This window comes from Sphingobacterium tabacisoli, assembly GCF_017908035.1.
GTDB lineage: Bacteria > Bacteroidota > Bacteroidia > Sphingobacteriales > Sphingobacteriaceae > Sphingobacterium > Sphingobacterium tabacisoli.
In genome coordinates this window covers 522,159-537,967 of sequence record NZ_JAEQMU010000001.1, presented here as the reverse complement: position 1 = coordinate 537,967, position 15,809 = coordinate 522,159, and the positions used below count along the sequence as shown (strand labels likewise).

Annotated in this window: 8 protein-coding genes; 4 read left to right on the top strand and 4 right to left on the bottom strand. The window is 43.2% G+C overall.

The window, feature by feature from the left end; genetic code table 11:
- Positions 1-183 precede the first annotated feature (183 nt).
- A complete protein-coding gene (locus JKG64_RS02065; protein WP_210352682.1) occupies positions 184-984 on the top strand; it encodes an SMP-30/gluconolactonase/LRE family protein in 801 nt (266 codons plus the stop codon).
- A 35-nt stretch (positions 985-1,019) separates the two neighbouring features.
- Here the strand turns inward: JKG64_RS02065 and JKG64_RS02060 are convergent, their stop codons facing one another.
- From JKG64_RS02060 to JKG64_RS02045, 4 genes are all read right to left on the bottom strand, one after another.
- Positions 1,020-1,658, bottom strand: a complete 639-nt coding sequence (locus JKG64_RS02060) for a GntR family transcriptional regulator (protein ID WP_210352681.1) — start codon at positions 1,656-1,658, stop codon at positions 1,020-1,022.
- 302 nt (positions 1,659-1,960) lie between these two features.
- Positions 1,961-4,645, bottom strand: a complete 2,685-nt coding sequence (locus tag JKG64_RS02055; protein ID WP_210352680.1) for a hypothetical protein — start codon at positions 4,643-4,645, stop codon at positions 1,961-1,963.
- A gap of 98 nt (positions 4,646-4,743) precedes the next feature.
- Positions 4,744-6,360, bottom strand: a complete 1,617-nt coding sequence (locus tag JKG64_RS02050; protein WP_210352679.1) for a RagB/SusD family nutrient uptake outer membrane protein — start codon at positions 6,358-6,360, stop codon at positions 4,744-4,746.
- 11 nt (positions 6,361-6,371) lie between these two features.
- Positions 6,372-9,488, bottom strand: a complete 3,117-nt coding sequence (locus JKG64_RS02045; protein WP_210352678.1) for a SusC/RagA family TonB-linked outer membrane protein — start codon at positions 9,486-9,488, stop codon at positions 6,372-6,374.
- A gap of 546 nt (positions 9,489-10,034) precedes the next feature.
- On the opposite strand from JKG64_RS02045, the gene JKG64_RS02040 reads away from it, so the two are divergent.
- The 3 genes from JKG64_RS02040 to JKG64_RS02030 all read left to right on the top strand — a co-directional run bounded on the left by JKG64_RS02040 (position 10,035) and on the right by JKG64_RS02030 (position 15,807).
- The gene (locus tag JKG64_RS02040; protein ID WP_210352677.1) at positions 10,035-10,622 is read left to right on the top strand and encodes a sigma-70 family RNA polymerase sigma factor; all 588 of its coding nucleotides are present in this window, start codon (positions 10,035-10,037) and stop codon (positions 10,620-10,622) included.
- A gap of 277 nt (positions 10,623-10,899) precedes the next feature.
- Complete coding sequence (locus JKG64_RS02035) at positions 10,900-12,087, top strand: FecR family protein (RefSeq protein ID WP_210352676.1); 1,188 nt, start codon at positions 10,900-10,902, stop codon at positions 12,085-12,087.
- Between the two features lie 156 nt (positions 12,088-12,243).
- The gene (locus JKG64_RS02030) at positions 12,244-15,807 is read left to right on the top strand and encodes a SusC/RagA family TonB-linked outer membrane protein (RefSeq protein WP_210352675.1); all 3,564 of its coding nucleotides are present in this window, start codon (positions 12,244-12,246) and stop codon (positions 15,805-15,807) included.
- The last annotated feature ends 2 nt before the right edge of the window (positions 15,808-15,809 follow it).

The window sequence follows — 15,809 nt, the reverse complement described above, 5'->3', positions numbered from 1 at the left end:
TGCTGTTATTTTATAATTGGACGCCTCTACTCAACAGAGAAACGCATCTATAACTAGTTATTTAATGTATACTAAAATACAATAATAATGTATACATTTAAAATGTTTTTTAAAAAATATTCTAAAAAACAAAAGAGAATAAGAATACACGGTTCACAGGAAGAAAAAGTATATTTACAAAACATGACAACAGAACTAATCAACGGACTAAACTTCCCGGAAGGCCCTGCTTTTGACAAAGATGGAGGTATCTGGCTAGTAGAAAAAGAAGCTGGAAATCTCATCTATTACAGGAACGGTCAATACCAGCGCATTCACGTCGGCGGGCACCCCAACGGAATAGCAATAGACCAGGATGGCATCATCTGGTTCTGTGATTCCCAACAAAATGCTATTCGTCAATACGCACCTATACAGCGGGAACACTGTACCATCGTAGATTCAATCGACGGAGAGCCTTTAAAAATGCCCAACGACCTCTGCTTTGACGAACACGGAAACCTTCTTTTCACCTGCCCTGGAGACCGTCTTGACGATGGTACCGGCTACCTCTGTTGTTTATCCACAGATAGAAAGCTATATATCATCCACAGCGGTATGTACTATCCGAATGGGCTAGCCTTTTCGTCAGACCAACGCACCTTGTATATTGCCGAAACGGGTAGTAAATGGATATGGAGCTCTCAATGGAATGTCCGAGATAAAAAACTGGAAGAGGTTAAAAAATTCGCCTATGTAGGAGGTGACGTAGGTCCGGACGGAATGGCTATTGATACAGAGAACAATCTCTATATAGCACTATATGGCGGTCGCAAAATAACAGTTCTCAATATAGAAGGGCTGGCAATCGACGAGATACCACTCAACCATCCCAATCCGACCAACTGTGCACTAGACCCTTCTGGAATACAAGGATTAACAATTACAGAAGCTGACAAAGGACAACTACTTCAATTCAAAACCAATAAAAAAGGCTTATTGTAATTACAATAAGCCTTTTCCTTTATACGGAAACAAATCTAAACAAGCTCCAATGCCTCTTGTTCACCTCGATCAAGATGACTCAACAACGTAGAATGTGCCCGCTCCCAATCTCCTGTCTTCAACGCCTCAACAATAGCACGATGTTCCTTTTCGGTATCCACATAATCTTCCATCTGTCCTAAAATAGCCCCCAACTTCATATGAAATAACGGAATATTACTGTTTTTATAAATCGAAATCAACCTTGAGTTACAACTTCCTTCGACAAGACGTTCATGAAAACGAACATCAGCCTCACAAGCTCCACCGTAATAGCCTTTACTTACCATTTCCGAGAAATCATTACAAATAAGCTCTAAATCCCGGATAACCTCATCATCTCTCTTAGCAAACAAAATCTTAAGCGCTCCGATTTCCAGCAATTCTCTAAGCTCGCGAATGTCTTTCACATCTTCTACTGTCATTTTCTTTACGAAACAACCGCCCTTCTCACCAAACTCGACGAGGCTCTCACCTGCGAGTCGCATAAAAGCTTCGCGCACCGCCACTCTGCTCACCGCCAGTTTTTCGGCCCACGCACTTTCAACCAAACGTGCGCCACCCACCAATTGGCTTGACAAGATTTTCTTACGAACCTCGATATAAACTTTATTCGCCAGCGAATCTTCTTTCATATGTATATAATTTGTCTTTTATCTGTCATATGGAATATCCAAACTATATTCATTCGTGTTTGTGCAGTTGCTGCTACATGGATATTTCATATGTAATAAATATTTCATGATCCGCCAGCTCGCGGATCGGTTTTCCTTTTAACTATCATTATCTTGTTCCGACTGTCTCCGACAAGCTCCTTGCATCGGTTTATCGGGTTGGAATATCCAACTTTTTTGCTTTCGTAGTTAAATAATACGATCGTGCAGCTATTTCATATTGTATACAATTTACCCCAAATTTAGGAATACAAAATCATTATTTAAAACCGACCTTCAGAATCACCATAACCCCGGTAAGGTTTCAATACAAATACTTCTCCTTTAGCTTTCCAACTGGTCGTATGATTCCCTTTTAGGATATTAACATTAAATCTACTACTTTTTGCTGTATTATTTATATTCCAGAATCCATCTTTTATTCCTGTGACAATGACCTCATATTCTTTGTCCCCTGGCACATTGATTTCAACCTCTTCCTCTAGAAAACGATCTGATTTAGCAACAATTAGAATACGATCAGCCAATTGTATCGCATAATAATTAGCGTACTCTTTATATTGTACCGGCAATTTTTGAGCGCCATCCTCTGTCATCTGAAAGACTGTAGCATAACTTGTATGAACCGCCTTTTCCTTCGGCTTAACCAAGACCCGTGTTCCTCTAGCTTCCGGCCAAGGTGACTTTACCTGATATAGATCTCCAAATACGAAAGCAGAAGAATCGCCCGAATGCAAAACCACCTCCCTTTCAGTTGCTTTTGGCTTAATCATATCAACAAAGGCAACACCTTTCTTACCTTTGAACTGACTATTCAAAACAAAACCATCCTCATTGACAATAGGCTTATTCAACGTATTAATCTGCCAATAAGGTTCAAAATCAGCATTATTTGTTTCCAGTTCGTCCAACAGAACAATTACAGCCGGTACGTCTGTCCGTTCCATATTCAAGAACAAGAAACTACGCGCATAAGACTTCACCTTCGCAGTATATGCTGCTGTCAGGTCCACATTAAAATAGCTATAACTCGGTTTGATAGCATCTCTACCTGTTGCTGAGGCACGAATCTCCCCCGTATGGTACCAAGAATCGCTAAGAACCTCTTCTTTTGTCTTTGGAAAACGTTGACTAAATCGGGTACCACCATCATTTGTCTTTGTCCGGAATAGTAACGGCTCATCAGGGTCCCGCACTAAAAGCATACTGTGCGATGCAGAACGTTTATTAAAGTTAAAATCATAGGGCGAACCGTACGAAAGATATAGCCCTAAATCTCCAATCTGCATACCGTGGTGATAGATCTGCAAGGCCCCAGCATCTGCATGCTGATGGTTTCCAAAATGATAACCACCTCCTTTTATCTCGGCAATCACATCATTGCTCGTCTTCTCCTCGCTCCAGCCTGTACGCGCCACCATCGAGCCCAATATCGGTCCAAAATCCTTGGTCAACGGGAGTTGCGACCGGTCAAAATCAGGTTTAATATTCGGATCATTCAGCAACAGGAAAAGAACCGGATTATCCGGTAGCCCGCCCTGTTTTAAGAATTCAGCCTTTACTACCGCACTTCCAGAGTAGGCATAACAAAGCAACATAGTCTGTGGATTTTTCCAGTAAAAATCATCGCTGGAATTGTACTTCACATTGAACATATCGCCGTCACGCAGCATCTTCCCATCCGGGGTACGCATATACAGCCAGTAGTAAGGCATGTTTTTGATATTGTCATCGAACACAGGATACCCCAACATCCGATAGAACAACCAGGCGCCATGCATTTCCCAACCAAAGCGGTAGCCACCATAGTCGATCCCTTGATTATGCCGAGGCGATTGGTACTCGAATTTACGCATCGGAACAAGCTGCTCCAACACACTATAAGATACATATTTATAAGGCTCCGGATCTTCGTCGTACACCGCTATACTCCACGAAAGCATATCTCTACAGATCTGAGCCTCATTCCCATGCCCATTGATAATACTCTCCAAACCATAGAAGGGAGGCCACCCCACTTCCATGTCCATCACGAGCCTTTTAAAATCCTTACGCATCTTTGCTCGTACATCCACACTGGTCAACGGATAGCACCAATCGTAAACTAACGCTCCTGTATAAATAGCTCGCCCCAACTCCCGCGTGATGTCGCCGTAGGTAACATTACCGAACTCCAATACCGACAAATACCTAGACACTAAATCTACTGCCTCTTTTCCCACTTTTTCATCACCAGTCATTAGATAATAGAATGCCTTCCTCTCAATTACCTGTTCCAATTCTTCATTATAAAACATTTCCTGACGATCATCAGTTATAAAAGCATAAGGTTTCAGAGCCACTTCCTTTACCCTACTCCAGGCAGGCGCATTCTCTTCAGACAACAGGCGTCCTTTGACCACTGGCAGACTTTCACTGTTCACCCACAATCTCGGTCTTTGTTTCGACGGAATCACCTTGGGCCGGTAATCTTCTGCCTCGACTGGTGCTACTGGTACCACATAAGGCTTGATTAGCACACGCTGCACAACCAAGTTATCCGGCAACCATATTTTCAACTTATCACCCGCACCTCGTATTTCGAACTTACCGAGCTCCTGCTTCCCCCCCATCATATTATTATAGACGATACGCTTTGTGACACGTTGCTCTCCCAATTGAAAATAAGCCACCTTCGTCAGCATACCGCTTTTGTCCGTTCTTTTCAACAATTCGACATCCTTAGGCCAGGCCTCCGCCTCCAAAACATACCAACCTGTCTCAGGCACATCAATCCTCAATTCGACATCATGCAAACGATTTGGATACCCTGCTTCAGCAGCCCCTTTCAGCGACACTCCTCGCTCCTTATGCCCCGGCACCCGTTCCAATACTGCTGTCTTCTTATTCACCTTTCCTCGACTCAGCTCTACAAAAACCCCCTCCTGCTGTCCATAAGAAACTGACATCAGAAATACAATTGCAAGCGACAAAAAACACCTTTTCAACATCAAACTATTTATAATCTATATGATACAATCATTACGTTAACAAGGAGGGAGTAATACTACTCCCATCCTGGATTTTGTGTCAATTTTGGATTTACATCCCTTTCTGCCTGAGGAATAGGCCATAGGTAGTAGTGATCTGGAAACCCACGCTGCCTTATTTGCGTACCATTAAAGTCCGTCATCCACACCTTATCCACCACTGCTTTCGCAATCTTCCATCTTCGTATGTCAGAATACCGTTGTCCCTCTCCTGCCAATTCCACCATACGCTCATGACGTATACGTTCACGCATCTGTTCTTGATTCAAACCCGTTGGCAGTTTAGGCATCTTTGCCCTTAAGCGAACAGCATCAACGGCATCATAAACAGACTGATCAGGTGCGCCTAAAGCTTCATTCTTAGCTTCGGCATACATCAGCATCACATCAGCCAATCGAACTAAAGGAAAATTCTGAGGCATATTATCTTGCAACGTATATACAGAACCTGTTTCTACAAATTTACGCCAAGCATAACTACCATTCGTCCATACCGGGACATAAGCATTAGGATCTGTACTTGCCACAGGAAACTTATAAAGATAACTTACACCACCACGTCCCACAAAAGTAGACCATGGCACGACAATAGACTGATGCATACGTGGGTCACGTTTCTCAAACAATTTACGCACTGAAGCTTCATCTTTCCAATCCTCCACACTATTAGGATTAAAAGTTTCTCCTTTTGCGTTTTTATAGTTTGCAAAATCGAAAGGCGTCCCATCCTCCATCTCATAAGCATTCACCAATTTTGGCGTAGGTCTTGTCCGCTGCGACCCTGTTGTGGCTCCTCTGGCATTACCATAGTTACGGTCTGTCGCTATACCATGCCCTTTCTCAGCAATATACTGCACGTCAAAGATCACCTCACTGTTATTATTGCCAGCTACCCTAAATAGGTTATGAAAGTCTGCGTATAATTTCCTATCGCTCTTATCCATCAACTCTTTAAAATCAGCCGCTGCCTTATCATACTCCTTAGCCCATAAATGCGCCTTGCCACGCATAGCCAAAGCTGCCCATTTGGTAGCCCGCCCCTTATTTGAGGCATCATAGGTATCAGGAAGCAACCCATAAGCATCCGTCATATCTTTCACGATAAACTCATACACTTCCTTCTCCGTATTTCGAAGAGCAAATGACTCATCAACATTTATGGGAGTATCATACAACGGTACTCCTCCAAAATAATCCCACAACTTGAAGTAAAAATATCCCCTAAAGAATTTTGCCTCCCCAGTACTTCTCTTTTTTACAGCATCGTTCATCGCGATATTAGGAATATTCTTCAATGCGGTATTCGCACGGTACACACCTTTAAAAAATATCCCCCAAGAATCCAGATAGAACGCAGCATTGGCAGGAAAGACTCCTGTTGTCAATCCTGTTGCAAACGATTGATACGAGATGTCAGTATAATCGTCCATCATACCATACATAACAATACTGTTCGTAAACTCCCTATTCGCGTGATATAGCGTATTTACGCCCATCACAGCATCCTGCTCCGATTTCCAAAAACTATCCTCCGAAAGCCCCTCCAATGAATTTCTATCCAAAAAATTACTACAGGAACTCAAAAGAGCGAAAGCAAGCGAAGCAGCTATTATTTTATTAAATTTCTTAATCATGGCTTTTCGTTTTAGAATGTCACATTTAATCCCACTACCCATTGCTTCATCAATGGATATGCAACACCAGCATTCTCCGGATTATAACCTTTGAACTTCGTGAAGGTGAAGTAGTTTTCCAGGTTAGCAAACACACGAAGTCGCTCTACCTTAAATCTAGTAGAAGTCTCCTTCGGCAAGGCATACCCGAGCTGCATAGACTTAATCCGCAAGAACGAGGTATTATGCAACCAATAATCACTATACACCGTATTCAGCGCACTTCCCGAATTACGTAAACGTGGATATTCGGTAGATTTATTTTCCGGTGTCCAGCGGTTCAACACCTCTTTGCTCTGCAAGAATCCTTCGTTGATATTAAATGTATTGAATCCATCATTACCCCAGTACTGCTTCACACCTCCGACACCGTGAGCCACGACATTAAAATCAAAGCTCTTATAGGCTACACTCACATTCAATCCATAAGTAACTTTTGGCAATCCTGAAAAATCTTTAATGACGCGATCTTGATCATCGAATACCTTATCGCCGTTCAAATCCTTATACAACATATCTCCAGGTTTCGGTTCACCACCGACATAAGTACCAAATGTATAGCCATCAGCCTTCAGTTGATCGATTTCACTTTGGTCCTGAATTATGCGATCAAACTCAAGCATATAGAAGCTATTAAACGGTTTTCCTTCCATAGTAATATAATAATCACTAATAGATTTATCTCCGTTAAACTTCAACACCTTATTATTTAAGAATGAAATATTTCCGTTTACCCCGTAAGACCAATCACTTCCGATCTTACCGAAATATCCGGCCTGCAATTCAACTCCCCTATTACGCATTTCGGCCACATTCTGCCAAGGAGGTAAAAAATTACCCATGACTTTCGGAATAGGCAATTTCGTCAGGATATCCGAGGTATTACGATCAAAATACTCCGCACTGAATGTCAATCTATTATTCAATAAGGCCAGATCTAATCCAATATTAGAAATTGTCGTTGTCTCCCACTTAATCTTGCTATTAGCAATTTCTTTAGGCGCAACACCTTGATTCAACTGTCCGCCAAATGGGTATAGATACGATCCGTAGACCACCTGATAGGTATAATCACCTATTCTATTATTACCGAGACGTCCCCACGATCCTCTAATCTTGATTTCATCAAAAACAGCCTTCAACGGTTCAGCAAAAGACTCCTCCGTCACTCGCCATCCGGCAGAGAAGGACGGAAAGAAGCCCCATCTATTTTGTTTTGCAAATCGAGATGATCCGTCGTAGCGGGCATTTGCCTCAAATAAATACTTCCCTTTAAAATCATAGTTTATACGTCCAAAATACGACTGCAATGCATCATCAGTTCCAGATCCGTTTATAGCTTCTAAGTTTACTCCCGCATCCAAGATATAGATTGCATCATCCCCAAGTATATCATTCTTTTTCGCATCAAACTTATCCATCCGATTATACTGTTGGTCGAAACCTACGAGCACTCCGATATTGTGCTTGTCTGCTATAGTCTCCCGATAGCGCAATAAGGTATTCAACACCGTAGAATAATTACGTATACTACCGTTGAACAAACTGCTAACGCTCGGTTTCTTTTGATACTCGAGTCCAGTCTGTAGATTCCACAGCGCAAAAGGCCTTGCGTACTCCCAATTCCTATTATTGTTGTAATTAAAACCAAAACTACTCTCCCACTCTAGGTTCTTCATAAAGTTCACAATACTAAAGAACTTCAACCCTAATTTTTGACGCTCATAGTCTCCTCTCACATTATCGACATAGGCACGTGGGTTAGACCCCTGAGGCATTCCTGGAAACATCTCGCCGCCATAACGTCCATCTTCAGACACTGGAACTACACCGGGTGTCGTATTACGGATCGCGTTAAAGAAACTGGCCACATCCAATGGATCACGGTTTGACCACGAACCAAATACATTCCCTCCTAATGTCAACACATTCTTTATCTTGGTGTCGGCATTAATCCTAAAATCGTACTTCTTATATTCCGAGTTATCAACCAGACCTTTATTATCCAAGAAACCCAGTGACATCGCAAAGTTGCCCTTTTCTCCACCACCCCTAACAGACAAAGTATGTTCGGTCAATGGCGAAGTATTCAACATCTCTTTATACCAATCTGTATTTGGATATAGCGGATTACCAGCCGCAGACTCCTTCCGCCAATTATCGATCAATGTCGCACTATACTTCTCGCGACCTTCGGATTCGTTGACCAACTCCATATGAGTCGCCATATCCGTTATAAAATCGATATTTTTAGCAACCTGTTGCTGGCCAAAATACCCATTATACGTCACCGTAAAATCTTCACCCTTACCCCGCTTTGTGGTTACTAAAATAACACCATTTGCCGCTCTCGAACCATAAATCGAAGCCGATGACGCATCCTTTAATACGGAAATACTTTCCACGTCATTAGGATTCACATCGTTCAATGCCCCTGGTACCCCATCGATAACGACCAAAGGAGACGCATCGTTCATTGTTCCTTTACCTCGAACCAACAGATTAAACCCTTCCGCTCCGGGAGTTCCCGATGTCTGTGCAATATTCAGCCCCGAAGCCTTACCAACTAAAGCTGACGCTAAGTTCATATTTGGTCGACTCACCGTAGATTCATCAAATTTCACACTAGATACCGAACCCGTTAGGTTCTCCTTCTTCTGCTTACCATACCCCACAACTACCACCTCTTCCAACTCACTTTCGCTGGATTCCAATACCACCCCCTGAACATTCGATGCATCCACTACTTTGGTTTTAAATCCGATCGAACTAAACCTGATCTTATCACTGCCCGAACCACTCAGTCGAAACTTCCCTTCGCCATCCGTTACAGTCGACAGTGATGTAGAGAGATTTTTAACCTCCACACCACGCACCGGCTGTCCCTTCTCGTCCAATACCTGACCGACCAGTTGTTGTTGAAAATTAGTTAAGGATCCTGATAGACTCAGGACAGACGACAAAGGGGCATGCACACCATGACTAGCCGGATTCGGACCAGCAAATGCACTCCATGTAATAAAGGGAACCGCCAACAATGCGTAGTTCCGATTTACCACGTCCCTGATTTTAAACTGCTTTAGTTTCATCGATACTCAGGTTAAAATGATTTAAATTAACGATTTATAATTCTCTAGTTATTCTGGCTTTCACCAACGAACCAGCAAAACAAATAGCATATTTTTCTAAATGCTACACTGATACGCATCATAATGAATACAATTATATGCATATTATGTATACAATACAATATGTTTTTAAAACTTTTTACATTAAAAATAATAATAAAACAATGTTTAGTCCCTTAAAATACAGCTTACGACACCTACCGAGAACGTTTTCGGTAAACAGGAAATAGTATTACAATTTATTTTGTATACATTTTGTAACATCGCTAATAGTAAAAACTGGAATATAACAGGCCTGCACCATATAAAAAGTAATCGATTCCTGCCCCCATAAACCTCTAAACTACCTTGTCAGAATACAAAAGTCGAAACAGCGTAATGCTATTGAAAAACCAGTACATCAGGCAGGCCCCACGTTAATTTTATCCAACACACGTACTTGTAGAAACCTATAAAAGTATATATTTGCAGTTACTTCTTCTAGACTGCTGACCAAACGATACTGAAATGAAAAATAAAGGCATGATGGATGCTGCTATCTCAAACGATTCAAAGGAACTTCCTTTCGAAGAGATATACTATACCTTTTACCGCCCCGTATTTTTCTTTACCAAACAACTAGTCCTCGACGAATTCGACGCACAGGACCTTGTAGCCGATACCTTTGCCAAATATTACAAACAGCGTCACGGATTCCATCAACTGGAACAAGCCAAGTCATTTCTATTTACCACAGCCCGCAATGCCGCCCTTAACCTTTTAAGACATCAAAAGCTAAAGACCGCTAAAGGGATCGATATGGCTGAGGCCCTGCAACACCAATCAGAGGAAGACCATTTTTTCGACAAGCTCGTATTGACCGAATTAATGATTATTGTATCCGAAGAAGTGCAACGTCTTCCGGAAAAGCAACAAGCGGTGTTTCGACTGACCTATTTCGAAGACAAGACCACAGAAGAAATTTCCCAAGAACTGGATATTACACCTGAGGCCGTATATAACAACAAAAAACGTGCTGTCGAAAAATTAAGAGCAATACTAAAAAACAAAGACATCCGTCTTTATCTGGCTTTTATTAAGCTCTTTATCTCATAGACTAACACTTAGCTCCTTTTGGTTCTATAGCCCAAAGAAATTATTTTTCTCTTCCCAGGATAGATTTTAAAAAGTCAAGTGTTATAGTAAGCAGATAAAGCCTGAGAAGAAAGGAATACGCGCTGCACTAACCGGCTAGAACAGCTCCATCAAAGGTGACTAGAACAAGCTAACGACCATTAAAAGTCGAACCGGTCGGTCAACTGAGGGATCTCGAAGTAAATACAGCGTATTCATAAATTTCATAAAGGAAGTACAAAAGCGAATAATTATACATATGAATCATAAGGCCTCAGAAATCGCAAGATTGCTTTTAGACAAACAGTCTAATACACTCTCTGATAATGATTGCAAAATTCTAGACAACTGGTTGAATCAATCCGAAGAAAACCGTCAGCTGGCCAGATCCATAGCAGATCCCGATTACCTGTTACGACAATATCGGGATTACGACAAAATTATCATTCCTTCTCCTAAGACAATCGCAGCTCAAGAAGAAACGCAGGAGCAACGATTACCAACACGCCGAATCTGGATTCGCTATGCGGCCGCCATCATACTATTCTTTACATTCACCCTATTTCTCTGGAAGAGTACCGAAAAGCCAAGTGATGCAGCCGAAAAATTTGCAGAGGTAGACAACATCTACCCAGCTCAAAATAAAGCAACTATCACCTTAGAAGATGGGAGAACTCTATTGCTTGATCAGGAAGAGTCTGCTATAGTTATTGATCAGCGTAAGATAGCTTACGCTGATGGCAGCCCCTTGGTGGATGTCGAAAAATCCAAAAACAAATCAACCTGGATGACACTTACTACCCCTGTCGGGAGTACCTACCATATTATCCTGAGCGACGGTACCAAAGTATGGCTTAACGCCTCCTCTAGACTACGCTATCCAGACCATTTTGAAGGGAACCAGCGTCTTGTCGAACTTTCTGGCGAAGCCTATTTCGAGGTCCATAAAGACCCACACAAACCATTCAAAGTACGCTCTTCCAGACAGGAGATTCAGGTCCTCGGCACCCAATTTAATGTCGCTGCTTATGATGATGAGCCAATTTGGCGCACCACACTCGTTGAGGGCAGCGTGCAGGTCAGCAATAATCGCTCGGGCAAACAGCAAACTTTGGCGCCATCACAGCAGGCCGTTCTCAACAATGAGGAAATCATCCGAAAACATGTTGACGTCGATACCGAAATATCCTGGAAGTCCGGAAAATTCAGCTTTGACAATAAGTCTTTTGATCAGATCATGAAGGAAATGGGCCGTTGGTATGGTTTCGAAGTCATCTATGAAACCGAAAAACCCAAAAACCGTATGATGGGTGATGCCTTCCGCACAGACAATCTACGGGCTGTACTACGTTTTTTAAACAACAGTGGTATCCATTACCGCATGGAAAAAAGTGACAGCGGAAAACAGCGCCTAGTCATTAGCAAGAGAAAGGAGGTGACGCCATAGTCTAGGGATAATAACACTATAACCGACGGCAGATCGGCGTCGCAAAAACAAGGGAAGTGCTACCAACACTCCCCTCAAATGGTCTAAATGAAAACTAACTTATTTTTTACCTAAACCTTAACAAAGTTAATGAATATACGTTACTTAACTAGGGTCATGAAGCTATTAATGCTCTTTCTATCGGTGGGCCTATTACACGTCAGTGCCTCCACCTTTTCTCAGTCTGTTACGCTTCGCGTTAAGCAAGCAAAATTGGAGGATGTGATCCGTTCTATCCGACAACAGACAGGTTACGCCGTCTATGTAGACCTTGCACATCTAGCGGGTGCCAAACCAGTTTCCATAGATGTTAAGAACATGCCCCTGCCCGATTTTTTAAATCTAGTATTACAGGACCAACCGTTACACGCTAAGATAGAGGACAAAACCGTAGTCTTAACACGGGTAGCATTGCCTGCAACTTCCAACAAGACGCTCCCTAAAAACTTTGACGAAGCCCAGCAAGGCACCATCCGCGTACAGGGTCGAGTGATCGATTCGTTACAGCGACCTATTCCTGGGGCTTCGGTTCGTGTAATCGGCCGTGATATCGCTGCCTTAACCAATAGCTTAGGTTACTTCGAAATCCAACAGGTACCCGAAAACGCTACACTATCTATTTCCTATCTTGGCTACGAACCAACCCAGCTACGGGTCAAACCCAACCTGGGTGACATTCAACTGCGAGGTGTCTCCTCTGCGATACAGGAGGTACTGGTCAATACAGGTTATCAAAAGATAGACAAAACCAGATTGACCGGAGCCGCTACCGTAATGAATGAGGCCACCTACGACCAGCGCGTTTCTGTATCGGGAAATTTTCTTGAGAACCTCGAAGGTAAAATCCCCGGACTCGTCTACAATAGCCAGTCTGGAGAGCTTTCCATCCGTGGTGTATCCACATTCGACGCGGTTAAGCAACCTCTGATCGTCGTTGATGGGTTCCCTATGGAGATGGATTTATTTACGATCAACCCCAATGATATTGTTTCTATAAGCGTACTACGTGATGCCGCTGCCGCATCCATATATGGTGTACGGGCCTCCAATGGGGTTATTGTCGTAGAAACGCGTCGTGGTAAACAGGATTCCAAAACACGTGTCAATGTACGCGCAACCTACGGCTTCCGCTCCCGTCCCGATTTCTCCTATCTTAATTTCGCACCAGCATCAGAGGTTGTCGACGTACAGCGCAAGCAATTTGAACTTTTAAAACCCTCTGAAACAACCTACGAACTACTAGGCTATGTCAAGAATCCGGTATACGAGATCATGTTTGATAAAGCGGCAGGCCGTATTACAGAACAAGATGCCAATAATAAGCTTTCTCAACTGGCCTCGTATGATAATGCAAAGGACTACCAAAAGCTATTCTACCAACAACAGCACAGCAGCAACCTCAATCTCGATATAAGCGGAGGTAGCGCCAAGAGTACCTATCTGGCAGGAGTCAATTACATGGGCGAGAGCCTCAATAATGTTGGCGACAAGAACAAACAGGTCAATATAAACCTTGCCAATACGTACAACTTCTCTTCGCGCCTTACAGCCGATTTGCGCGCTGTATACACCTACAAGACCAACGACAGAGGTGGACGTGTAGACTATCACAACTTTTACGCCTACGAGCGTCTGGTAGATGAGCAGGGCAATGCCCTACCCGTCAAATTAGGTCCCAGACGAGACAATTTGTTATATGCAGTTACGCCAGAGCGTAATGAAAAACTATTGACCCTCGGCTTGTATGATCAATACTATTATCCTTACGCCGAGACCTATGCCAATACACAAAAAGGCAACAGTTCCATTGCCCGTTTACAGGGACGCCTCAATGGCAAAATCAACGACTGGCTTTCGGCCGAGATAGGCGGTGTATTCGAAAGCAACAGCGGCGTCAATGATAAACTCACCACAGAAGAAGCCTATCAACTACGCGCCATAATCAACAGTCGGGCACGCAAAAACAAGTTGACAGGAGCACCAGAGTTCCTTGACATCCCACGTGGTGATCAACTGACCCGCAATCACCTGAGAGAAAACTCGTATACCCTACGTGGACAACTCAACTTCAATCATAGATTCGGTGGTGACCAACACGAACTGAGTGGAATCGCTGGTATAGAACAACGAAGAATACTGCGTACAGGTTCCAGAAATTCCTTCTTTGGATACGATGGCCAGGTATTAGTTTCCAAACCAGTCAACTATCAGGCGCTAGGCGGTCTTTCTTTCCCGGCCTTTCCCGAGGTCGGGAAAATGCTGTTCCCCTTCAATATGGACGATTATATCGGTGAGACACATCACGATACCCGTTTTATGTCCTATTACATGAGTGGCACTTATATCTATAGTGGCAAATACATCGCCACAGGTAGTCTACGTCTAGATCAGTCCAACCTATTTGGAGTCGACAAGAAGTACAAAAACAAACCTTTATGGTCTGCAGGCTTAAGCTGGCTGGCACATAAAGAAGGCTTCTTAGCAGACAAAGAATGGCTCAGTGAGTTAAAAGTAAGAACTTCCATGGGATTCAATGGTAATGTACCTGCTAGTGACAGCGGTCCGTTCCTCATCTTACAGTCCCGTTTGAATATGGTTCCCTACGAGCCTGTTATTGCCAACAATATCCTCACTCCCGAAAACCAGTCTATACGCTGGGAGACAACACGGAATTATAATGCGGGTATAGACTTCGGATTATGGAACAATAGAATCACAGGTTCAGTAGATGGTTACATCAAAAACTCTTTTGACCTTTTTGGCCTATACGATGCCGATCCGACCAGTGGTTTTAATCAATACAATGCCAATACCGCATCGATACAGAACAGGGGATTAGAGTTTATCATCAGTTCGGCCAATATCCGTAAGCCCAAGTTTGAATGGCATACGGACCTGACCGCATCATTCAACCACAATAATGTGACTGCCGTCAAGACAACAGAATACAGCAACAGTCAGCTTATCGTCAGCAAAGGTGTCAACCGTAAAGACTACCCGATGGATGCCGTGTTCAGCTACAATTATGGCGGTCTTAACGAACGCGGTCAACCTTTCGTCTATAACAAGGAGAATATACCCCGTGTACTCAACTTCTATGGTAATAACGCAGTTGATGTCCTGTTCGACGACCTAGTATACAGTGGAACTACTACCCCCAAACGTGTACTAGGCCTTAATAACCGTGTGCGTATAGGTGACTGGGAACTCAGTGCCCTCCTGATGTATTATGGAGGCCATGTGATGCGAGTCGAACAGCCCAATCCAAATAATCTGGGCAACCTCGCTTCCAACAATCTACTTGCAGGAGGTACCGATTTCTGGATCGAGCCTGGCGACGAGAACCGCACCCGTATTCCAGGATTCCCTCGCGGCAATGCCTCAAACCCATTGTACTTCAGTTCATACTCCTTGTATGGCTATCAGTACGCTGCCGAATATGTCAAACGTGCGGATTACATCCGACTGCGCGACGTAGTCGTGACGTACAATGCCCGTGCAGCATTTCTCAGCAAGATGGGCCTGAGCCAGACGCAGATCCGTCTTCAGGCACAGAACCCTTGGCGCTATACATTCAGCGACAACAGCATCGATCCAGAGGCCATCGACAAACAAAATGGGCAACGCAGGTTACTGAGTCAGCCTCCGATGTACAGTATTTCATTATTTGCCAAATTTTAATC